Source organism: Pseudomonas sp. B21-017, assembly GCF_024749245.1.
In the GTDB taxonomy this organism is placed as follows: Bacteria; Pseudomonadota; Gammaproteobacteria; order Pseudomonadales; family Pseudomonadaceae; genus Aquipseudomonas.
Genome location: NZ_CP087194.1, coordinates 523,840 through 546,714, shown reverse-complemented (window position 1 = coordinate 546,714; position 22,875 = coordinate 523,840). Strand labels below are relative to the sequence as shown.

Below are 22,875 nucleotides of genomic sequence, written 5' to 3'. Positions count from 1 at the left end.
GTGATCACGGGATTGGAAAGTGCCGCAATTATGCTGGGGGACGATCAAAAGAGGAAACCTGTGAACCGGAAGCAGTTCACAACTACACAGCACTCTTAGCGCACAACGGCGTACTCGTGTCCGCAAGCCAGGCAATGACTCAGCCATTCCCCCAGGAACAGATTGAGTTGAGCCTTTTCGTCCGGCTGATGCATCGCGGCGTTCGGGTAAGGATAGATGCCGCGAAAGCGTCGTGCATGTTCGGCACTGATAACTTCAGCCATGCGCGCGTCGTGATACACCTGCACTTCCAGTTGCGGCACCGGCAACCAGGGCAGGCTGTGTTCCTGACGCACTTGCAGGGTGGTGGTGTATGGACAGGCTTGCAGCACTTCCAGGGCCAGCACGCCCAGCATCTGGTCACCCTGGGTCACGGCAATGCGCCGGGCCGCCGGATCGTTGCGCATGTCCGGCAACAGTCGCATCAGGCGCGCGTAGTTGGCCTCGCAGGAAGCTTGCAGCCCCACGAGATCAACCCGATAGCGATCGCGCAGCTTGTTTACGACCATAACCCCCTCACTTCCACGCGGTTCAAAGCCAACCACTGCAAGGCAATGATGCTCGCTGCGTTGGCAATACGTCCGTCACGCACGGCTTGCAGGGCATCTTCGAAAGCCCAGACCGTGACGCGAATATCTTCAGCCTCTTCCTCCAGCCCATGCAGGCCGCCAACCCCGGCACTGTCACAACGCCCCAGGTACAAGTGCACAAACTCGTTACTGCCACCCGGCGATGGAAAATACTTGGTCATCGGCCAGAGCGCCCCGAATACAAGTCCAGCTTCCTCCTGCGCTTCGCGGTGAGCAACTTCTTCCGGTATTTCATCCTTGTCGATCAGACCGGCGACCAGTTCGATCAGCCACGGATTGTCGGTCTTGCCCATGGCGCCGACGCGAAACTGCTCGATCAGCACCACTTCGTCGCGCTGTGGATCATAAGGCAGCACACACACCGCATCGTGGCGCAAGAACACTTCACGATTGATCTCGCGACTCATGCCGCCGTCGAACAATTCGTGGCGCAAGTGCACGCGGTCGAGCTTGTAGAAGCCCTCGTAGCACTTTTCGCGCCGAACGATATCAACGGCGGTCGGAATGGCGTTGGCAAAATCAGTCATGACAATCCTCGTTTACTGCAAATCCGTTACGAGGCTCCTTTTGGTTACTTGCAACCTCGACTTCGCGCCATCCTAACGCGCCCGCGATGTTTGATGCAGCCCCTTTACAGTCAGCGGGATAGACGGTGAGGGCGAAACCAACTCTAATTAGCTTAGTGGCGAACTGACTGCCTCGTTGAGAGTCGAAGCGGGTAACTTTTCGCCTTCCCCTGTTTCATTAAGGACGCCCATGTCGCTTTTCAAGATCGCCTCCGTGGCCGCCATCGCCCTGACCCTGGGTGCGTGCCAGAGTCTTTTCCAGCCCAATTACCGAGCGCCGCTGGAAACCACCCGCGACGCTTCCGAACAGCTGAAACCGGGTTGCGCCAACCCTGACTGCCCGCTGGTGAACATCGATACGCTGCACTTCCCGGCTGAGCCTGCGCTTGACGGCATCATCGAAAAACGTTTGCTGCAAATGACCCGCACCTCACCCGACGCCCCTGTAGCGCCGACACTGGCGGCCTATCGCGAGCAATTTTTGAGCAGTGCCGAGCCGCGCTACAGCAGCTACTTGCAAGCCAAGGTACGTGAGCAGCATGACGGCTTGGTGATCATTGAATTGTCCAGCTATCTGGACAATGGCGGTGCGCATGGCACGCCGGGCCGCGGTTTCATCAACTACTCGCGTCAGCAGCATAAAGTGCTGACGCTGTCGGATATGGTGATTCCGGGGCAGGAAGAAGCGTTCTGGAAAGCGGCCCAGGTGGCGCACAACAGCTGGCTGATCAGCACCAAACTCGATCAGGAGCCAGAGTTCGTCAAGAGCTGGCCCTTCGTGAAAACCCAGAACGTAGCGTTGACGTACGGCGGGGTGATCCTCAAGTACGAAGTGAGCACCCTTGCGCCTTACGCATTGGGCCACGTCGAACTGAAGATCCCCTACCCACGCCTGAACGGCATTCTCAAGCCTGAGCTGTTTCCCGGCCGTAGCTGAAGGCTCGACCAAGCACCAGTTGCAGCAGCCCTGCCAGTACCAGCGACGGCAGGGTTGCGCCGATGTCCGGATAGAGATTGGCCAGCAAGTGATAAGTGCTCACCCCGCCCAGCCAGGCGAGCAACGCCGGCCAGCGCAAGGCAGCCGATGCCACACGGGCACTGCGCTTGCGCAGGATGAAGTGATCCACCAGCACCACGCCGAACAGCGGCGCAAACACCGAACCGATCAACAGCAGGAAATTCTGGTACTGGGCCAATGGCGCCAGGCAAGCGATCAGTGTGCAGATCACGCCGATGGCCAAGGCCAGATGCTCGACTTTCAAGCGCAGCAGAATCCCGCTGGACACCGCCGCCGAATGAATATCGGCAAAGGCATTTTCTGATTCATCCAACAGAATCAGCAGCAACGGAATCCCCAGGCCAGCACCGGCCAGCGCCAGCAGCAAGGCATTCACTTCACCACTCGGCGCGAACGCCAGGGTATACGCCACGCCCAGGCTCATCAGCCAGAAGTTACCGATAAAGAAACCCAACGCCGTACCGCCGAACACATTCTTCGCACGCTTGCCGAAGCGCGAGTAGTCGGCAATCAGCGGCAGCCAGGACAGCGGCATCGCGATCGCAATGTCGAAGCCCACGGCGAACGGCATCGAACCATCACCGGCCTGCGCCCACAACGCCGCCAGGTCGGCCTTGGCGAACAGGTTCCAGGTCAGCCAGATGCACGCGGCCAGCAACAGCCAGATGCCCCACTTGCGCAGGATCTTGCGCACGAAGGTCAGCGGACCGCTGACCGCCAGCAAGGTGGCCAGCGCACCGAAGAACAGCGTCCACAGCAATGGGTTCGACCACAGGCTGCCCTCGCTGAATGCACGGGCACCGAGCAGGCTGGCGGCGTCGCGCATCACGATGATTTCGAACGAACCCCAACCAATCAGTTGCAGCAGGTTCAGCACCGCCGGAAGGCTTGCGCCTTTTTTACCAAGGCTGAGTTTGAGCGCGGCCATCGATGACAGGCCGGTGTCACTGCCGATCACGCCGACAGCGGCCAGCAACAGCACGCCGACCAGCGTGCCGAGAAAAATCGCCAGCAATGAACCGGACAGGCCCAGACCCGGCGCGAGCAACGCGCCGGTCTGCAATACCATCAGGCCGATGCCGAGGGAGAACCACAGGGAAAACAGATCCCGACCGCCGAAGACGCGCTTGTCGGTCGGCACGGCGATGTCCGGGGAGTAAGTGCTGGGTTGAATGCTCAAAGGGTGTTATCTCAGAGGAACATGTGTTGTGGTGTTGACCACCCTTTGTGGCGAGGGAGCTTGCTCCCGCTGGTCTGCGAAGCAGACCCAAAACAAGTCACCGCGGTCTGACAGTCAGGTTGCGATTATCGATTTCACGACTGCTTCACAGCCGAGCGGGAGCAAGCTCCCTCGCCACAAGGGTAAGCGGCGCACCCGAGTGCGCCGGTCAGATCAAACCTTCTTGTACAGCTGACTGCCTTCCTGCTTGAACCGCTCAGCCTGTTCCGCCAGTCCCTTGGCGACTTCGGCATCGACGGTTTCGATCCGCTGGTTGGCCGCATATTCACGGACTTCCTGGGTGATTTTCATCGAGCAGAATTTCGGCCCGCACATGGAGCAGAAGTGCGCGACCTTGGCCGAATCCTTCGGCAGGGTTTCATCGTGGTACGAGCGCGCGGTGTCTGGATCGAGGCCCAGGTTGAACTGGTCTTCCCAGCGGAATTCGAAACGCGCCTTGCTCAAGGCGTTGTCGCGAATCTGTGCCCCCGGATGCCCTTTGGCCAGGTCGGCGGCGTGAGCGGCGATCTTGTAGGTGATGATCCCGGTCTTCACGTCATCCTTGTTCGGCAGGCCCAAGTGCTCCTTCGGCGTCACGTAGCAGAGCATGGCGCAACCGAACCAGCCGATCATCGCCGCACCGATACCGGAAGTGATGTGGTCGTAGCCTGGGGCGATGTCGGTGGTCAGTGGGCCGAGGGTGTAGAACGGCGCCTCGTCGCAGCACTCCAGCTGCTTGTCCATGTTCTCTTTGATCAACTGCATCGGCACGTGGCCCGGGCCTTCGATCATGCACTGCACGTCATGCTTCCAGGCGATTTTGGTCAGCTCGCCGAGGGTTTCCAGTTCACCGAATTGCGCTTCGTCGTTGGCGTCGGCAATCGAGCCCGGACGCAGGCCATCGCCCAGCGAGAAGCTGACGTCGTAGGCCTTCATGATTTCGCAGATGTCTTCGAAATGGGTGTAGAGGAAGTTTTCCTTGTGGTGCGCCAGGCACCACTTGGCCATGATCGAACCGCCACGGGAGACGATGCCGGTCACGCGCTTGGCAGTCAGCGGCACGTAGCGCAGCAACACGCCGGCGTGGATGGTGAAGTAGTCGACGCCCTGCTCGGCCTGTTCGATCAGTGTGTCGCGGAACAACTCCCAGGTCAGGTCTTCGGCGACGCCATTGACCTTCTCCAGTGCCTGATAGATCGGCACGGTACCGATCGGCACCGGCGAGTTACGGATGATCCATTCGCGGGTTTCGTGAATGTGTTTGCCGGTGGACAGGTCCATGACCGTGTCCGACCCCCAACGAATGCCCCAGGTCAGCTTCGCCACTTCTTCTTCGATGGACGAACCCAAGGCACTGTTGCCGATGTTGCCGTTGATCTTCACCAGGAAGTTACGGCCGATGATCATCGGTTCCAGTTCGGTGTGGTTGATGTTGGCCGGAATGATCGCGCGACCGCGGGCGATCTCTTCACGGACGAATTCCGGGGTGATGATTTTCGGCACGCTGGCGCCGAAGCTGTGGCCGGCGTGTTGCTGGTCCAGCAGGCCGGCGGCGCGGGCCACTTCGAGTTTCATGTTTTCGCGGATGGCAACGTATTCCATCTCGGCGGTGATGATGCCTTTACGGGCGTAGTGCATCTGGCTGACGTTGGCACCCGGCTTGGCGCGGCGCGGGTTGTTGACGTGGGCGAAACGCAGCTTGGTCAGTTCCGGATCGGCGAGGCGTTCCTGGCCGAAGTTGGAGCTCAGGCCGGACAGGCGCTCGGTGTCGCCACGGGATTCGATCCACGGCGACCGCACATCGCCCAGGCCTTTGCGCACATCGATGGTGACATTGGGGTCGGTGTACGGGCCCGAGGTGTCATACACCACCACCGGCGCGTTGATTTCGCCGCCGAAGTCGGTCGGGGTCACATCCAGGCTGATTTCGCGCATCGGCACGATGATGTCGGGGCGTGTGCCCTGAACATAGATTTTTTGCGAGCGGGTAAACGGCTGAACCGATTGCTGATCGACCTTGGCCGAGTCACTCAGGTTGGTTGCGATTTTTGATTTTGTAGTCATCACGGGCTCTCCAGACACACATCCAGGCAGTGGATTTTTGTCGGAGCGAACCTGTAAACGAATGGACGCACGGGCGCTGAAAAATCCAGCAGGTGCTGTGCTCGATGCTCGAGGGGTGTTCGATTGTCGAACAACATCCCGGACGAAGCACAAGAGGACTCGCCGGGTGACGAGAAATCTTGTTCCCTACGCAGGCGCTAACCTGATCAGGTTCAACGGGATCCGAAATTATTCGATCTCAGCCTCATAGCAAGGCACCCCGACAAGAACCCGGCCAGTCTAGACATAACCGGCAAAGAACGCCAACACCACGGTAAACACCATGATGAATGGCGCAATCAGCGGATTGTTGCGATGCCTGCGTGCATCTACACTCGCTACGCCGTGCCGCGCCTTGACGCTCTGCCTTGACGCTGCAGGGCGCCGCGCCGTAGCCTTGGCGTTCAAATTATCAGCATAATTTTTTAGGGATGGCCTCATGCTGCGCAAACTCTCACTGGCCCTTGCCGTGTCTTGTGCGTCCAATGGAATGGCCTGGGCAGCAGAAGCGCCCTTATCGACCAAGACCGACCTGGTCAGCGTCTATCAAGAAGCGGTGGACAACAACGCCGATATCGCCGCCGCCCGCGCCCAGTACGGCGCCCAGAAGGAAGTCGTGCCCCAGGCCCGCGCCGGGTTGCTGCCCAACCTGTCGGCCGGTGCCAACATGAACGACACCCGCACCGCGCTCGATCAACCATCGGTGACCTCGAACCGCAGCGGCACGGTGTATCAGGCGACCTTGTCGCAACCGATTTTCCGCGCCGACCGCTGGTTCCAGTTCCAGGCCGCCAAGGACGTCAACGAACAGGCCGCCTTGCAACTCTCGGCCACTGAACAAAACTTGATCCTGCAAAGCGCCGAAAGCTACTTCAACGTACTGCGCAGCCAGGACAACCTGGCCTCGACCAAGGCCGAAGAAGCAGCCTTCAAACGCCAGCTCGACCAGTCCAACGAGCGCTTCGACGTCGGCCTGTCGGACAAGACCGATGTGTTGCAATCCCAGGCCAGTTACGACACCGCGCGGGCCAACCGGATTGTCGCCCAGCGTCAGGTGGATGACGCGTTCGAAGCGCTGATCACCCTGACCAACCGCCAGTACAACTCGATCCAGGGCATCGTCCACACCTTGCCGATCCTGCCGCCGGCACCGAACGACGCCAAGGCTTGGGTCGACACCGCCGCCAAGCAGAACCTCAATCTGCTGGCCAGCAACTACGCGGTGAGCGCCGCCGAGGAAACCCTCAAGCAGCGCAAGGCCGGGCATGCCCCCACCCTGGATGCGGTCGCGCAATACAGGAAAGGTGACAACGACGCCCTCGGTTTTACCAACCCGAGCCCGACCGGCGTGCATTACGGTGGCGATGTGGAACAACGCACCGTCGGCCTGCAATTGAGCATCCCGATCTACAGCGGCGGGTTGACCAGCTCCCAGGTGCGAGAGTCTTATTCACGGCTGGATCAAACGGAACAACAACGCGAAGCCCTGCGTCGCCAGGTCGTGGAAAACACCCGTAACCTGCACCGCGCCGTGAACACCGACGTCGAGCAGGTGCAGGCACGTCGACAGTCGATCATTTCCAACCAGAGCGCGGTGGAAGCGACCGAAATCGGTTATCAGGTGGGGACACGCAACATCGTCGACGTGCTCGATGCCCAGCGTCAGCTGTACACCTCGGTGCGCAACTACAACAACACGCGCTACGACTACATCCTCGACAACCTGCGCCTGAAGCAGGCCGCCGGCACCTTGAACCCGGGGGATTTGCAGGACCTGACCCGTTATCTCAAAGCCGACTACAACCCGGACAAGGACTTCTTGCCACCAGATCTGGCGAAGGCTGCGGCGGAGCAGTTGAAAGCGAGGCCTTAAACAGCAAAAGATCGTCCGAAGGCTCGGGCCGCGTTCGGACGATCTTTTTTGTTCGCGCGACTCGGTCTACCGCTCGATCAACCTGCCCAACCCGTCCAGCAACCGCTGCAACGCACCCTGATTGGTGCGCATTACCTTCAGCCCCGCCTCCGCCATCCGCTGTGCATCGCGCGGCAGTTCGAACAGCCGCTGCACCGCCAGTGCCAGACCTTCAGCATCATCGACCTCGGCCAGCGCCCCAGCGCTGCGCAACTGCGCGGCGATTTCGAGGAAGTTGAACAGGTGCGGCCCACTGAGCACCGGTTTGGCCAAGGCCGCCGGTTCCAGCAGGTTATGGCCACCATTGGGCACCAGGCTGCCGCCGACGAAAGCGCTGTCGGCCAAGGCGTAAAGAAACAGCAACTCGCCCATGGTGTCGCCCAGCAACACCGAAGTATCTGCGGTCACCGGCTCGCCCGTCGAACGCCGCACCGTGGTGAAACCTTTTTGCCGGCACAACTCAAACACCGGGTTGAAGCGCTCCGGATGACGCGGTACCAGAATCAACAAGGCATCGGGATGATTGGCCAACAGCCGACGATGGGCATCGAGCACCACTTCGTCTTCACCTTCATGGGTGCTCGCGGCGATCCACACCGGGCGATCCTGCGCCTGCCATTGCCCGCGCAGCTCGGCAGCACGCTGCAGCAGTTGCGGATCGATAGTCAGGTCGAACTTGATCGAACCGGTCACTTCAACCGTTTCCGGGCGCGCGCCCAAATCGCGGAAACGCTGCGCCTCGGCTTCGGTCTGCACTGCGAACAGGCTCATCTCGGCGAGCATCGGCCGGGTCAGTTTATGGAAGCGGCCATAACCTTTGGCCGAGCGCTCAGACAGTCGCGCATTAGCCAGGGCCACGGGAATTCCACGCTTGGCGCACTGATGGATATGGTTGGGCCAGAGTTCGGTTTCCATGATCACTGCCAGTTTCGGCCGGACCCGATCAAGGAATCGCGCCGCAGCGCAAGGCAAGTCATAAGGCAAATAGCAGTGCTGGATGCGCGGCTCGTTGGCAAACAGCGCCTGGATGCGCTCAGACCCGGTCGGGGTCATGCAGGTGACGGTGATCGGCAGCGTCGGATATCGCTGCAGCAAGGCACGGATCATCGGCGCCGCGGCGATGCTTTCGCCTACCGACACCGCGTGCACCCAAAGGCCGTCCGGCTTCATCGCCGGTAGCGCGAGGGAGAAACGCTCGCCAATGCGTTTGGCGTACGCCGGCGCCTTGCGCGCCCGCAGCCAAAGCCGAATCGCTACCAATGGCAGCCCCAGGTAAAACAGCGCGGTGTAGAGGGTTCTATTCATGGCGGCGGAGTTTATCGGTTTTTTAGCCAATCGCCTGCAAGTGCACGGCAAAACGTTCCGCCAGCCAACGGGCTGCCGGGCCGAGGGGCTCGTCGCGGCGCCAGACCAGCTCCACAATCAATGCCGGCGGCGTCCATTCGCTGGTCAGTTCGACCATCAGATTCTGATACGCCGGGTACTGCACCACATGGCGCGGCAACCAGGCCCAGCCGAGGCCGCGCATCACCCATTCGGCCATCACATAGAAACTGTCGGCCCGCCAGACCTGCGGGCTGGCCGGCTCACTGCCGGGATAGACGCTGGATTGCGTGGACATCAGCAGCTGTCGATGCTGCGCCAGTTGCTGGCAATTGACCTGCGTCTGCTGCGCCAATGGATGCCCCACGCCGCACACCGTGACCATTTCAACGCTGCCCAGCACTCGGCGCTCAAGGGCTTCGGGAATCTGCTCGTGATAAAACAGCAAGCCCAGGTCGGCCCGACGCTCCACCAGTTTGCGCGCGACATCACCCTGGGCAGCGCTGGTCAGTTGCACTTCGAGGCTCGGAAATTGTTCGGCCAGGGCTTCGAAGCTTTCAACCACTGCCTGATAAGGCATTGCCTCGTCCTGAGCCACCCGCAAACTCGCTTCCTGACCGCGCATCATCGCCAGTGCCCGGCCATTGAGGCGCTCACATTGGCGCAGCACTTCCCGCGCCTCTTCAAGCAGCGCGGTGCCGGCTTCGGTGAGTTTCGGCTGGCGACCACTGCTGCGATCGAACAGGCTGACGCCCAGGTCTTCTTCCAGCAGCGCAATCGAACTGCTGACCGCCGACTGCGCCTTGCGCTGATCCCGCGCCACCGCGGAAAAGGAACGTTGTTCCGCGACACTGACAAACAAGTGCAGCTGTTCCAGACTCCATTGCATATTCATGGCTCAACCCATCTCCAGAACAGATAGGTAATGACTTTACCGCATCTGGCGGATCTCTAGAATGCCGACCTCAGAAAGTAACACTTCATACGAGGATTGACCCATGACCGCTTACTACTACCTCGCCATTGCCATCTGCGCCGAAGTGATCGCCACCGTTTCGATGAAAGCGGTCAAGGGTATCAGCACGCCACTGCCGCTGCTGCTGGTCATCGTCGGTTACGGCATTGCTTTCGGGATGCTGACCCTGGTGGTGCGCAGCGTTCCGGTCGGCGTGGCCTACGCGGTGTGGGCCGGCATGGGCATCGTGATGGTCAGCGTCGCGGCGCTGTTTATCTACGGGCAGAAACTGGATGTGCCGGCAATGCTGGGGATGGCGCTGATTGTGCTGGGCGTCGTGGTTATTCAGCTGTTCTCCAAGACCGCGGGACATTAAAACCCGAAGCACTATCTTACTGTGGGAGCACCGCACCGCCGCTCCCACAGGTTTTGCATCCGCTCTATTGATCACCAACAAATCTCCTGCGCATCGAGTCTGTATACTGCGCCCTCGTCTTGAACACTGAGGTCGCTGCATGCCATCCGTTATTTCCACCGACGTTCTGATTGTCGGCGCTGGTGTCGCCGGCCTCTGGCTGAATGCACGCCTGCGCCGCCAGGGTTTCTCGACCGTGCTGGTGGAAAACGCCAGCCTCGGTGGCGGGCAAAGCCTGAAGTCCCAGGGCATCATCCACGGCGGTGCCAAATACGCGTTGCACGGCGCCCTGACCGGCGCCTCGGAAGCCATTGCCGACATGCCGCGTCGCTGGCGTGAAGCACTGGCCGGCGACGGCGAACTGGACCTGTCCGGCGTGCGCGTATTGTCCGATGCCCATTACCTCTGGTCCCCCGGCACCCTCGCTGGCAACCTCACCAGCTTTTTCGCCAGCAAAGCCGTGCGCGGGCGGGTCGATCAGGTCAAAGGCGATCAATTGCCGCCGGCGCTGCAAGACAAGCGCTTCAAGGGCAAGGTCTATCGCCTGACGGAACTGGTGGTCGACGTGCCGAGCCTGATCCAGCGCCTGGCCGACCTGGCTGGCGACGGCCTGCTGGCCGGTCAGCACATCGAACCGCTGCTGGAGAATGGTGAACTGGTCGGTTTGAAAGTCGACGAACGCGAAATCCGCGCCCAGCGCATCGTTCTCAGTGCCGGTGCCGGCACCGCTGACCTGCTGACCGCGCTGGGCCTGAGCCAACCGGCCATGCAGCGCCGCCCCTGCACATGATCATCGTCAAAGGCCCGAGCCTCAAACCGCTGTACGCCCACTGTCTGGGCGGCGGGCCGAAGCCACGCGTCACCGTGACCACTCACCCGGCCGCCGATGGCCAGTGGGTCTGGTACGTGGGCGGCGACATCGCCGAAGCCGAAGGCGTGGCCCGCGAGCCAGCCGCGCAAATTGCCGCCGCCCAGAAAGAACTGGGCCAACTTCTGCCGTGGATCGACCTGAGCACCGCACAGTGGGCGACCTTGCGGGTCGAACGCGCCGAGCCGCTGCAATCGGGCTTGACCCGCCCGGACAACGCCTTCCTCGCCGAGCAGAATCGTCTGCTGGTGGGCTGGCCGACCAAACTGGCCCTGGCACCGGACTTCGCCGACCGCGTCTTCGCCACACTGCAACGCGACGGTATTCAGCCGAGCCATCCGGCCCCGCTGCCGGAACTGCCGAAACCGCCGATAGGCACCCCTGCCTGGGAGCAACTGCTGCCATGAGCCAACCGACCCTGCATGACCTGCATCGTCCGCTGGGCAGCACCGGCCTGCTGGTATCGCCCCTGGGCCTGGGCACAGTGAAACTTGGCCGCGATCAAGGGGTGAAATACCCCAACGGCTTTCAGATCCCCGGCGACGACGAAGCCCGCATGCTGCTCAAACTCGCGCGCGACCTGGGCATCAACCTGATCGACACCGCCCCGGCCTATGGCCGCAGCGAAGAGCGTCTCGGCCCGTTGCTGCGTGGTCAGCGTCAGGACTGGGTAATCGTCAGCAAGGTCGGTGAAGAGTTCGCCGACGGTCAGTCCCGCCATGATTTCAGCGCCGCGCATACCCGGCTCTCAGTGGAGCGCAGCCTGCAACGCCTGGAAACGGACTTTATCGATCTGGTGCTGGTGCATTCCGACGGCAACGACCTGGCGATCCTCAACGACAGTGAGGTCTATGCGACCCTTGCCGAGCTCAAGCGCGAAGGCAAGATTCGCGGTTTCGGTTTTTCCGGTAAAACCGTCGAAGGCGGCTTGAAGGCTCTGGAACAAGGTGATTGCGCAATGGTCACCTACAATCTGAACGAACAGAACGAGAAGCCAGTCATTGACTATGCTGCTGCTCACGGCAAAGCGATCCTGGTCAAAAAGGCCCTGGCCAGCGGCCATGTGTGCCTGAGCCCGGGCGTTGATCCGGTGCGTGCCAGCTTCGAATTGTTGTTTGAACACCCGGGGGTGGCCAGTGCTATTGTCGGGACCATCAATCCGCTGCACCTCGCCCATAACGTCGCGACCGTTGCCCAGGTCCTTCGTAGCCATTGATGCCGCCCACGCGGCCTTAAGCAGGAGCCGACATGCCGCGTACGCTGATCAGAAAGAACCCGAGCAACTTCAAGACCCTGCCGCTGTTCGTCGAAGCCACACCCGAAGGTTTGAGTTATCAGAGCGTCGGGATGCCGTTGAATTTTTCCCAGACCCTGCAACGCCGCCGTCCGGTGACGGTGGCCGACAGCGAGCGGTTTGCCCTGGAGCTGGCGAACCTTGGGGTCTCGGTGCGCCTGACCCTGCATTGGCAGAATCGCGATTACTGGGTGTTGGTGCGTCAGCGTCGGCAGGATCGCGGCGACGTGGTGCTCAAGCTGATCTCCGGCTACGTGCCGGCCCATGAGCTGAACCTGCCGCTGCACACGGCGACCCAGGAAATTGCCGAAGAGTGCCTGCTGGAAACCCCGGAGGGCTGGCTCAGCGGGCGCTTCAACGAAACCTGGCTGCCAGCGCCCTACTCGGCTGCCCTGCACTACCGCGAAGCCCTGCCGTTTCGCCTGACACCACTCTCCGGCTCGGCGCGGCCGGTGCGCTGCGCGAACATGCCGCTGATCGAACGTCCCCGGGCCTACGTGCACTTGCCGACAGCCTCGCTGCAATTGATCTACGATTTGCGCCTGGACGTGCCCAAGGAAGCCAAATCCCTGAGCCTGTTCCATGTCGACGAGCGGCTGGAGGGCGATCAACTGGTGGCCCGGCTCGATCGTAAACGTCCCGATTTGTACCTGATGCCACTTGATGATGGGGTGCCCGTCCCCGAGCTGTATACGCTCAAGCGCGACAAGCTTTTACCGGCCAGTACCCGTGGACTGTATCTGGCGGAGAGCTTCGCTATCCAACAAGGTTGGGTGGTCCATGAAGAACGTATTCGCTGGAAGGACTGGATAGCACAACAAGGGCTGGGAGTACCGAAAGCTCAGCGACCAGGGTTGAAGCAACTGAGCGTGAAGGCTCTCCGACTGGTGAAGCTGATGCGGGGAACACTGAGTAAATAATGGCTTGCGCTTAGCTTGATCGTTGCTTGTCCATGAATGTGCGGAACTGCGCAAACAAATGAAAGTAGCGATTCTCCCGCTTGCCCATGCCGCGCTTGGGAGAGAACGATTCATCTGCAAATGCACCGGTGATACGAACACGGGAAGCTTTGGTATCCATGGTGCAAATCCGGGCTCCTGCCTGTTGCAATACGTATTTGAGCAGTCGTTCGGAATGTAACTGCCTTCCTGTCGCCTTGCAGAAGTCGAAGATGTGCTCGATCCTTTTCCCATAAGCCATATAGGTATCACGCCCACAAATGGCAAAACGATCGTTCAGCCCCCCCCACCACTGCCAATCAGGGATATAGCTATTCAATCGCCTGGCTTCAGGGTGATCGAACACATAGGCGGGAAGCGGTGTGTGATAGAAATTGTCCGGACGAACGAATACTACGAAATCAGGATTGAAGGACTCCATCATGGCGGTGACTGTGTGCAGCGAATTCAGCTGATAGATCAGGTTCCGAAGTGATGCGTACTCGTCAGCCCAGGTATCGCCGAGTGCCTTGACTTGTTCAAAGTTCCAACGCTCAAGAACACCTTCCGTTGAAGTGAGCTGGCCCGTCATAACCTCGAAGGCCTTATAGTTATCCGCCTTCAGCTCTCCCCTTTCGCCTGAGCGCGCGTTCTGGACTTCGTCGACTTTATACAGATGATAAAAGCATTTTACGTTGCTGTTCGGGGGCAACTGCGCAAGAACGTTTTCTTGAATGGAGGGAAAGCAGATTTCCGAATTTCTTGGGATACCAAAAAAAGCCACCGCAACATTTAACACTCGACAACACCCCTGAAAGAAAACGAGCCCGCTTTTCGGCGCCCTGCTGGTGACCGGTTACCAACAATCATTCATTTGCGACGAAGCAATACTTGCCACCAACTACGACGCCGCAGAGGCACGACGATGACGTCCAACTTCTGCAACCAGTCCCGCTCATAGTCCCAGGCATGCCCGCTCCAGAGCTTCCCTGCCTCGTTGGAAAAACCCAGCGTCATCAGTTGATAGGTATAACCGGTGTGGCTGCGCAGCCAATCGAACAACACCAGCGCATTGAAGCCGGTGGAAGGTCCAACATAACGTTTGCCTCCCGGTCGATCGACCGGGTAGTTCCACAGCGCCGGTAACGGAATACGCTCCCAAAAAAGAGCTACTCGCGGCAGAGGGCACATCGCCTGCGTACTTCCCACCAGCATCGTGAAGCAACGCTCGCCAGCGTGTTGGAAAAGTCGCTGCACTTCAGCTCCATAGGGAAGGCCGAAGAAGTAGGCGTCCGGCGCATTGAAACCATGCACGAATACATTCACGCTCTGCGGGCCAAGCAATGCTGCTTTAACACAGGTATTGAAGCTGACCACGACGTCATCGATGCCAATATTCAGCGCCTGGAAATCGGCCGACGTAATAGCCGGATTATTGGCTATAAGCACAACACGAGCAGCCGTGCGCAAGCACTCTTTTAACGCTTCCGGCAGTCCATCCATAACGGACTGGTGCCCACCAGGCAGCCCATCCAGCGCTACTTGTTCACAAGTCTGAGGCTTTTGACCGTCCATAAGCTACTCCGGAACCTTCATCCCATGACGTAACTTGACCCACAGGCGAGTGAATGCCGAAGGCGGTCGCCATGGACGCATTTCACGCTGGATTTCAACAGCGAGGGTACGTCCCACACGTGCAAAGGAATACTGGCTCTCAGCGAACGCCTGCCCGTTACTGGCGATACGAGACGCTAACGCAGGGTCACTCTCCAACAGCTTGAGTTTTTCCACTGCCTCCTCTTCGGAGCGATAGAACACGGTGTTGTGCATATCCTGAAAGCCCAACAACTCATCTTCTTCACCTTGACTCCAGGCCAGCAGTACACAACCACAGGCCATGGCTTCAAAGTTTTTGATCATGAATTCGCCCATGCCAATATCGGCACTGACAAAGATCTTGATGCGATTGAGTGTTTCAAGATATTCGGCGCCAGACTGGGTCCGGGTTACCAACATGCCGGTACGCCGAGCCAGCGACTCAAGGACGGCCTTGCGCTGCGCATATTCGGTACTTTTCAAACTGCCCAGAAACCCGATCGGAATGTCTCGAACACCGTCCATGTTATGCAGCATCTGTTCGTCATATCCTTTTGAAACGAACACTGCATCAATATTTTCAGCTTGCATCCTACGCGCAACAACAGCGCCAGACACCAGCACGCGAGAGCTTGGGAGACGGCGATACAGACGCGAATAAACCCTCCGGTACTTACTGTCGGGCATGTAGTTCTGATAGGCGTCATGTTCGAGAAAAATCAGCCCGGGAATACACTTTAGAACACTGACCTGCGGCGCGAGGCGCTTGACTCTGGAGAAAATCACGACCCGGTCAAAGTTCTGATAATTGACCGAAGCCAGAAACGGGCCGAGTTTCATCTGTTGCAGTTTGCTCAGGCGATAGACAACACAATCGGCGCAGTTCTGCTGCACGATTTCATACAAGCGGTCCAATATGACACGCTGCTCATCCATCACCAGGAGCATGACTTTCATAAAATAATTACCACAAGACAACAGCAGGTAAGCGCGGATTTGTACCGGCCAACGTCAACGGAAACGGTTATACCTCCAAGGTAAGACCGTTCACGTACATTACAAAACGAGAGACGCCCACCTCAACGGCTGCGTATCTTCTCGACGATAGCAGTGGTCGAGCTGTTTTCCACCAACCCCAGTACTTTCACCGTCCCGCCGTAAGCGTTGACGATGTCCGCGCCAACCACTTGGTCGACCCCGTAATCACCGCCCTTGACCAGTACATCCGGCTTGACCGCACGCAGCAAGTTTTCCGGGGTGCCTTCAGAGAAACTGATCACCCAATCGACGGCGCCTAAACCTGCCAGTACCGCCATGCGACGGTCGACGCTGTTGATCGGCCGACCCGGCCCTTTCAAGCGGCTCACCGACGCATCGTCATTGACCGCCACGATCAGGCGATCACCCTGGGCGCGCGCCTGTTCGAGGTAAGTCACGTGGCCGGCATGCAGGATGTCGAAGCAACCGTTTGTGAACACGATCTTCTCTTTGTGTGCTCGCGCGTCATCGACCGCCAGCAGCAACTGTTCGAGGCCCAGTACACCGCGCTCGGAGCCTTCCTCACGCTGGATCGCACGACGCAGTTCCGGTGCGCTGATGGCCGCGGTACCGAGCTTGCCGACCACGATGCCCGCCGCCAGGTTGGCCAGGGCCACCGCGTGGGGCAGCTCTTCGCCAGCGGCGATCGCCGCCGCCAGGGTAGAAATCACCGTGTCGCCGGCGCCGGTCACGTCGAACACTTCACGGGCACGGGCCGGCAGGTGCAGCGCCGGATGATCCGGGCGCAGCAAGGTCATGCCGTGCTCGCCACGGGTTACCAGCAATGCACCGAGGTCGAGGTCGTGCATCAGCTGCGCGCCCTTGCTCACCAGTTCGTGCTCATCGGCGCAACCGCCGACGATGGTTTCGAACTCGCTGAGGTTCGGGGTGATCAGGCTCGCGCCACGGTAGATCGAGAAATCCTTGCCCTTGGGATCGGCCAGCACCGGAATGCCACGGGCACGGGCGGCCTGGATCAGCACCTGATGGTTTTTCAGCGCGCCTTTGCCATAGTCGGACAGCACCAACACCTTGATGCCTTCGAGCAATTCGTCGACTTGCTCGCCCAGCGCCAGGGCGTCAGTTGCGAAAGGCTCTTCGAAGTCGATACGCAGCAATTGCTGGTGACGGCTCATGACCCGCAGCTTGACGATGGTCGGCTGGTGCGCAATGCGCTGGAACAATGCCCGCACGCCGGCACCCTTGAGGCTATTGACCAGGCTGTCGGCGGCTTCGTCGTCGCCGGTCACACCGACCAGCGAGGCCGGCGCACCGAGCGCGGCAATGTTCAAGGCAACGTTGGCGGCACCGCCCGGGCGGTCCTCGATGTGCTCGACCTTGACGACCGGTACCGGCGCCTCAGGGGAGATCCGTGAGGTACCACCATGCCAGTAACGGTCGAGCATGACATCGCCGACCACCAAGACAGGGGCTTGATTGAATCGCGGCATGGACAACTTCATGGAGCAACCCACATACAAAATGAACAGGGGCGCGATATTAACACAGGGTTGGCGCTGGCTTGCGGGGCGGCTGCAACCGGATGAATCGGCAGGGAATTCTGTTCATTTATTGAGCAGAAATTGCGATAAACGATGGCAAGCGTCCTCACGCTGCAGCACCTGGGTGTCGATCTCGCACTCCGCCGTCAGCGGTGCCTCATAAGGGCTGTCGATGCCAGTGAAGTTCTTGATCCGCCCTTGGCGGGCCGCTTGATACAAACCTTTGGGGTCCCGTTGCGCGCACACCGCGAAGGGCGTGCTCACATATACCTCGATGAAATCGCCCTCAGCGAACAACCGACGAGCGGCATCACGCTCTGCGCGAAACGGCGAGATCGCCGCAACAATCACAATCAAACCGGCGTCGACCATCAGCCGTGCCACCTCGGCCATGCGCCGGATGTTTTCCCGGCGACACTCAGCACTCATTCCCAAGTCACGACACAGGCCATTGCGCAGGTTGTCGCCATCGAGCAGGAACGTGTGCAGCCCGCGCCGATTGAGTTGCAACTCCAGTGCATTGGCCAGGGTCGACTTGCCCGCGCCCGACAGGCCCGTCAACCACAGGCAACGCGGGTGCTGGAATTTGATTGCGGCGCGGTCGCGGTTCGACAGTGACAGATCGTAAGGCCTGATCTCTGGAACAGGTATCGACAGGGGCTCATTCATAACCGAGCATTTCGTAATCGCGCTGGTACACCCGCCGCACCAGCCGACGGGTACGCACCGAGCAGAAATCGCGGGCAAGCATCGGACGCCGCTGTTGCGAGCCGTTGACGTGAGGCAACACCGCCCAGTGACCCACCTGTTCGCAGACCAGGCGAAAATCCCGCTCCAGATGCTCCTGGTAGCCAATGAAGTCCAGGGCCAGATGCCCCAGGGAGTCGGTCAGAAAATCCGTTTGCGCGGCAAAATGCATTTGTCGGCTGATGGTCTCCGAATGCAGCCAGCGAGCGACGAAATCATCGAAGTCGCGGTAGTGGCAGACCAGCCTCTGCGCCGCCTGATCGCGCCGGCCCAACTCATTGCCGCGCAAAAAAGCATAAGCCGAGTAGGCCCTTTCCAGCGGATCACGAACGAAGGCGAACTTGAAACTGGCGGCAAACTGCTCGGGAAATTGCTGCTCGTACCAGTACAACGGCAAGTGCCCGGGGCTCCACCCATCGAACATCGCCGCACATATGCTGCTCCCGGCACACTTGGGAACATGAATGAATAGACAGGAACGCTGCTCGAAGGCCCGTGGGAAGCTCAGGCTGGCCGACATCGACTTGTTGATCACCTGACGGTCCACGACCGACAGGCGTCCCAGCAGGAAAGCCCGCTGCGGCTTGGGCAAGAGCTTCCAGAGATAACGTTGCAGCATGGCAGTACCCGCGCGAAAGGGTTGCCCCCTCGATTGAAGTCAAAGTTCGTTCAGGAACCTTAACAAGCGCGTTGCCGAGATTTATTCCGGTTTGGTCAAGAAGCGTAAAGGTCTGGATACAATCCACCGGACGCGTTGCACGCCGGTGAACGCAAGGGTGAGCAGGGCTCACCCTTGCATCGAATCAGGCGATGTCTTCAGCCGGGGCGTCGAGGCCCATGGCGTTCAGGCGGGCGTAGTAGCCATTCTGCGCCAGAAGCTCGGCATGGGTGCCGCGCTCGACGATCCGGCCCTGATCCATGACCAGAATCAGGTCAGCCTTCTCGATGGTCGACAACCGGTGAGCGATGACCAGCGTCGTTCGACCTTTCATGACCTGATCCAGTGCAGCCTGAATATGCCGCTCGGATTCGGTATCGAGGGCCGAAGTGGCTTCGTCGAGAATCAGCAACGGTGCATTCTTCAGCAAGGCCCGGGCAATTGCCAGACGCTGACGTTGACCGCCGGACAGCAGCACGCCGTTCTCTCCGACCTGGGTGTCCAGGCCTTCGGGCAACTGCGCAATGAAGTCCATCGCGTAGGCGTCTCTTGCCGCTTTCTCGATGTCTTCGCGGGGAGCCCCAGCCAGATCGCCATACGCAATGTTGTTGGCCACGGTGTCGCTGAACAGCGTCACATGCTGGGTCACCTGGGCGATGTGCCTGCGCAGGTTCAGCAGCTTGTACTGTTCCACTTCAACGCCATCGATCAGGATCTCGCCCTTGTCGTGGTGATAGAAGCGCGGAATCAGGTTGGCCAATGTCGACTTGCCGCTGCCCGAACGCCCCACCAATGCCACCATTTGCCCCGGCTCGACCGAGAAACTGATGTCATCGAGTACCTGGCGATCGGTGCCCGGGTAAGTGAAGCTCAAGTGACGCACATCCAGACGACCGCTGACGGCATCGCGCTCGATGGTGCCGTTATCGACTTCGGGTTCGACGTCCAGTTGCTCGAAGATACTCTCGGCGCCGGCCACACCTTTCTGGATGGTCGAGCTGACTTCAGACAATTGGCGGATCGGCTTCGGCAGCAGGCCTGCCAGAGTGATGTAGGCCACCATGTCACCGGCGGACGCATCTCCGCGCAGGAACAACACCAGGAACATCAGCACCGCCATGGCGGTGTAGATCACCAGCTGCAACAGCGGCGTATAGATGGCGCCGGTGCGAGTCATGCGCAGTTGCTTGTCGGTGTTGCCCTGGCTGGCATTGAAGAAACGCCTTTCTTCATAGACTTCGCCGCCGAAGCTGCGCACCACACGATAGCCCTGGATCGTTTCCGAGGCCACGTGCGTCACGTCGCCCATGGCGGCCTGGATCTTCTTGCTCTGTTTACGGAATTTCTTGCTGGCGGTGCGCACCATCAAGGCGATCAACGGCAGGATCGCGACCATGACCAGCGTCAGGCGCCAGTTCATGAACAGCAGCGAGGCGAACAGGAACGCCACCGTCATGCCTTCACGGATTACGACCTTGATCGCATCTGTAGCCGCCCCCGTGACCATGGTTACGTTGAAGGTGATGCGCGAAATCAGATGACCCGAGTTATGCTTGTCGAAATAACGGTTGGGCAAGACCAGCAGATTGTTGAACAACTGCACACGCAAGTCGTGGACAAGTCCGAGGGAAACCTTGGCCAGAAAGTAGTTGCCCAGATAAGATCCGAGCCCCTGCCACGCTGCAATCAGGATGATCAGCAAAGGCACGGCCTGCAGCAGTTGCAGATCACGCAGGTACGGTACGGTTGGAAACAGCGCCGCTTCGGGATTGGACAGGCCGTCGACGAAATACTTGAGGATGTACCCGAGCATTGGCTGAGTCGAAGCGAAAATCAGAAAACCGACAATGCTGATCAGGAACAGGCTGATGTACGGCCGGACATAGCTGAGCAGGCGGAAGTAAATTTTCAAGCTCGATGGGCTTGCGGAGAGACTGGAGTCGGTCATATCACGCGAATGTCGATAAAAAGGACGCTGACTTTAGCACAGCTTCTTCAGGGTTCTGGCAATCGCATAAAGGCTGTTATTGTTAAGCGTCAGAATTCAACATCAAATAGCCATCACCCCAAATGGCCGATCAACTTCAGGATTGAATCTCTCAGCATGCAACTCAGTGGCTTCAACAACACATCCAATCGAGTCTTCGATTTCATTTGCCTCTGGATTCTTCCACTCGGCTACTTCCTGCTGCTGTGCGCGATGTTCTTTCTGCCTGGTCGCAGCCTGCATCACAAGATGTTTTATGGCCTGTTCAGCATCCCATCGTTTATTGTCCTGTGCCTGCGCCCCCGCGAACTCAAAGAGTTGCTGCGCGAACCGATCTTCGTCGCGGTGCTGTTGTTCGCCGCCTGGGCCTTGCTCAGCCTGAGCTGGGGGCCGCCGATGGATCAAAGCGTCACCGGTCAGTTCAAACCCGCTTTGCACACCCTGCTGTTGTTCGCTGGCTGCTACCTGCTGGTGCGCTACCGAAGCGAGATCATCCAGCCCCTGCTGTTCAGTGCCGCAATGGTCGGGCTGATCGCGTCGGCCTACAACCTGTTCATGTTTACCCGCCACTACGAGCCGGGCATGCGCCTGATCGGGAGCGGCGCATTCGACAACCCACTGCTCAGCTCCCACGTATTCGGCTTTTTTTGTACCTACTGGCTGAGCGTAAGCATGACCTGCAAGCGTCGCCAGATGCTCTGGCTGAGCATCCCGGCGATGGCGATCATGTTCGCCACGGTGATCGCCACCGGCTCCAGAACCCCGCTGGTTGCTTTGACACTGGCTGCGTTATGGCTGAGTTTCATCAGCTGGAACCGTCGTTCTTTCATATTGCTGGGTACCCTGTTGATCGGTGGCGCAGCGGTTGCCGTACTGTTTTCGCAGATGATCGTCGAGCGCGGCGACTCCTATCGCTTTGAAATCTGGCAGCTGGCCCTGCAAAAAATTGCCGAGCACCCGTGGATCGGTCATGGCTACAACGCCACCCTGACTCTCGACCCCGGTATCGGCTACACCTTGCAGGAGCCTCATAGCTTCGCCTTGGGGGTGCTCTATTACGTTGGTATTTTCGGCTTGATGCCGTGGCTGTTCTTCCAGGTCCGGTGCTTGCTGAATAGCTGGCGGTATCGCCTGCAGCCGTTGTTCATCATCGCCTCGACCTGGCTGGTATTCGGCATCGGCGCCGGCCTGACCGAAGGCGGCGGTATCATTTCCCGGCCCAAGGAGCACTGGTTTTTGCTGTGGATTCCGCTGGCGCTGATCGCCGCATTAAGCATCAACCAACGGGCCAGGCGCCTATTGGCAATGCCGATCAGGACCTTGACGCCGGCCGCCCTGCAACAGTTGACCGCCAGTGCCCTGGTGATCGAGGAAGACGGGCTGGGGCCAAAAGTCCTGCGCCTGGTCGATGGCAGCTTCCTCAAGTTGTTCCGCCGCCGTCGCTGGTACACCTCGGGTAGCTTCAACCCCTATTCCGAACGGTTTGCCGCCAACAGCGAGCAATTGCGCAACCTGGGTATCCCGACCCCGCAAATTCTGGACCTGTATCGACTCAAGGACGGTAGCAGTGCCGTACACTATTCACCGCTGCCGGGCAGCACTTTGCGTCAGGTTCTTCAAGGCATCACCGCGCCCGCGGTGCGTCAGGCGCTGGTTGAGCGTTTCGGCAAGTTCATGGCGCAACTGCATGAACAAGGTGTCTATTTCCGGTCACTGCACCTGGGCAATGTACTGGTACTGGATGACGGTGAGTTCGGCCTGATCGATCTGGCGGACATGCGCATCTATCCGTCATCGCTGAGCCTGTCCCTGCGCAAGCGCAATCTGCGCCATATGCAGCGTTACGCCGTGGATCGACGCTGGCTGTTCGAAGACCACTTTGGCGCGCTACTTCAGGGCTACGCCGTGATGGCGTCGAAATCTGCAGTGGATAACCTACACAGGCAAGTACTGACCGGGAGTCATCCCGCCCGGGCTCATTAATAGTCGAAACCAACCCGTTCATTGCGCTGGCGGCCTACCTGCTGGCCATCGTGACCGCCGCCCTGTTCCCGACACCTCAGGCATGCCGGTGAGGGCCGCTATACCGGCATCGATGGCTGCGCGT

At 59.5% G+C, this 22,875-nt stretch carries 19 protein-coding genes, 1 pseudogene and 1 riboswitch; of the genes and pseudogenes, 7 read left to right on the top strand and 13 right to left on the bottom strand.

Features of this window, described 5'->3' with window-relative positions; all coding sequences use genetic code 11:
• Positions 1-95: 95 nt before the first annotated feature.
• Together LOY28_RS02405 and LOY28_RS02400 are read right to left on the bottom strand one after the other, a co-directional pair.
• Complete coding sequence (locus LOY28_RS02405; protein ID WP_007939629.1) at positions 96-548, bottom strand: DUF1249 domain-containing protein; 453 nt, start codon at positions 546-548, stop codon at positions 96-98.
• Entirely contained in the window at positions 539-1,156 is a 618-nt protein-coding gene (locus LOY28_RS02400; protein WP_007939630.1) for an NUDIX domain-containing protein, read from the bottom strand. The genes LOY28_RS02405 and LOY28_RS02400 overlap by 10 nt, the downstream gene beginning before the upstream one ends.
• Positions 1,157-1,385: 229 nt before the next feature.
• Between LOY28_RS02400 and LOY28_RS02395 the strand changes: the two genes are divergently transcribed.
• A complete protein-coding gene (locus LOY28_RS02395; protein ID WP_018928529.1) occupies positions 1,386-2,132 on the top strand; it encodes an RsiV family protein in 747 nt (248 codons plus the stop codon).
• Here the strand turns inward: LOY28_RS02395 and cytX are convergent.
• Positions 2,101-3,393, bottom strand: a complete 1,293-nt coding sequence (gene cytX / locus LOY28_RS02390) for a putative hydroxymethylpyrimidine transporter CytX (protein WP_019650713.1) — start codon at positions 3,391-3,393, stop codon at positions 2,101-2,103. The genes LOY28_RS02395 and cytX overlap by 32 nt on opposite strands.
• Before the next feature lie 213 nt (positions 3,394-3,606).
• Entirely contained in the window at positions 3,607-5,496 is a 1,890-nt protein-coding gene (gene thiC / locus LOY28_RS02385; protein WP_258613009.1) for a phosphomethylpyrimidine synthase ThiC, read from the bottom strand.
• Between the two features lie 166 nt (positions 5,497-5,662).
• Positions 5,663-5,768: riboswitch (TPP riboswitch) on the bottom strand.
• A gap of 206 nt (positions 5,769-5,974) precedes the next feature.
• On the opposite strand from thiC, the gene LOY28_RS02380 reads away from it, so the two are divergent.
• Entirely contained in the window at positions 5,975-7,408 is a 1,434-nt protein-coding gene (locus LOY28_RS02380; RefSeq protein ID WP_018928532.1) for a TolC family outer membrane protein, read from the top strand.
• 66 nt (positions 7,409-7,474) lie between these two features.
• Here LOY28_RS02380 and waaA read toward each other — a convergent pair whose 3' ends face one another.
• Entirely contained in the window at positions 7,475-8,752 is a 1,278-nt protein-coding gene (gene waaA, locus LOY28_RS02375; RefSeq protein WP_018928533.1) for a lipid IV(A) 3-deoxy-D-manno-octulosonic acid transferase, read from the bottom strand.
• Positions 8,753-8,774: 22 nt separating this feature from the next.
• A complete protein-coding gene (locus LOY28_RS02370) occupies positions 8,775-9,665 on the bottom strand; it encodes a LysR family transcriptional regulator (protein ID WP_018928534.1) in 891 nt (296 codons plus the stop codon).
• A 103-nt stretch (positions 9,666-9,768) separates the two neighbouring features.
• Here LOY28_RS02370 and LOY28_RS02365 point away from each other — a divergent pair, with 103 nt between their 5' ends.
• The 4 genes and pseudogenes from LOY28_RS02365 to LOY28_RS02350 all read left to right on the top strand — a co-directional run bounded on the left by LOY28_RS02365 (position 9,769) and on the right by LOY28_RS02350 (position 13,222).
• Positions 9,769-10,101, top strand: coding sequence for a multidrug efflux SMR transporter (locus tag LOY28_RS02365; protein WP_007939639.1), 333 nt, complete (start codon positions 9,769-9,771; stop codon positions 10,099-10,101).
• A 139-nt stretch (positions 10,102-10,240) separates the two neighbouring features.
• A pseudogene (locus LOY28_RS02360) lies at positions 10,241-11,415 on the top strand (NAD(P)/FAD-dependent oxidoreductase).
• The gene (locus LOY28_RS02355; protein WP_086944090.1) at positions 11,412-12,224 is read left to right on the top strand and encodes an aldo/keto reductase; all 813 of its coding nucleotides are present in this window, start codon (positions 11,412-11,414) and stop codon (positions 12,222-12,224) included. The pseudogene LOY28_RS02360 and the gene LOY28_RS02355 overlap by 4 nt, the downstream one beginning before the upstream one ends.
• A gap of 32 nt (positions 12,225-12,256) precedes the next feature.
• On the top strand, positions 12,257-13,222 hold the full coding sequence (locus tag LOY28_RS02350) for a hypothetical protein (protein ID WP_018928537.1): 966 nt from the start codon (positions 12,257-12,259) through the stop codon (positions 13,220-13,222).
• 10 nt (positions 13,223-13,232) lie between these two features.
• Here LOY28_RS02350 and LOY28_RS02345 read toward each other — a convergent pair whose 3' ends face one another.
• From LOY28_RS02345 to msbA, 7 genes are all read right to left on the bottom strand, one after another.
• Positions 13,233-14,039: a hypothetical protein gene (locus LOY28_RS02345; RefSeq protein ID WP_018928538.1), complete on the bottom strand. Its 807-nt coding sequence runs from the start codon at positions 14,037-14,039 to the stop codon at positions 13,233-13,235.
• A gap of 71 nt (positions 14,040-14,110) precedes the next feature.
• A complete protein-coding gene (locus LOY28_RS02340; RefSeq protein WP_258613008.1) occupies positions 14,111-14,815 on the bottom strand; it encodes a hypothetical protein in 705 nt (234 codons plus the stop codon).
• Between the two features lie 3 nt (positions 14,816-14,818).
• Entirely contained in the window at positions 14,819-15,793 is a 975-nt protein-coding gene (locus LOY28_RS02335) for a glycosyltransferase (RefSeq protein WP_258613007.1), read from the bottom strand.
• Positions 15,794-15,915: 122 nt separating this feature from the next.
• Positions 15,916-17,337 (bottom strand): bifunctional D-glycero-beta-D-manno-heptose-7-phosphate kinase/D-glycero-beta-D-manno-heptose 1-phosphate adenylyltransferase HldE, encoded by a 1,422-nt coding sequence (hldE, locus tag LOY28_RS02330; RefSeq protein WP_026286608.1) that lies wholly within the window; start codon positions 17,335-17,337, stop codon positions 15,916-15,918.
• 102 nt (positions 17,338-17,439) lie between these two features.
• A complete protein-coding gene (gene cysC / locus LOY28_RS02325; protein ID WP_018928542.1) occupies positions 17,440-18,045 on the bottom strand; it encodes an adenylyl-sulfate kinase in 606 nt (201 codons plus the stop codon).
• Positions 18,038-18,742, bottom strand: a complete 705-nt coding sequence (locus LOY28_RS02320) for a sulfotransferase family protein (protein WP_258613006.1) — start codon at positions 18,740-18,742, stop codon at positions 18,038-18,040. The genes cysC and LOY28_RS02320 overlap by 8 nt, the downstream gene beginning before the upstream one ends.
• 184 nt (positions 18,743-18,926) lie before the next feature.
• Positions 18,927-20,729: a lipid A export permease/ATP-binding protein MsbA gene (gene msbA, locus LOY28_RS02315; RefSeq protein WP_019020918.1), complete on the bottom strand. Its 1,803-nt coding sequence runs from the start codon at positions 20,727-20,729 to the stop codon at positions 18,927-18,929.
• A 156-nt stretch (positions 20,730-20,885) separates the two neighbouring features.
• On the opposite strand from msbA, the gene LOY28_RS02310 reads away from it, so the two are divergent.
• Positions 20,886-22,751, top strand: coding sequence for an O-antigen ligase family protein (locus tag LOY28_RS02310; protein ID WP_258613005.1), 1,866 nt, complete (start codon positions 20,886-20,888; stop codon positions 22,749-22,751).
• Positions 22,752-22,875 lie beyond the last annotated feature (124 nt).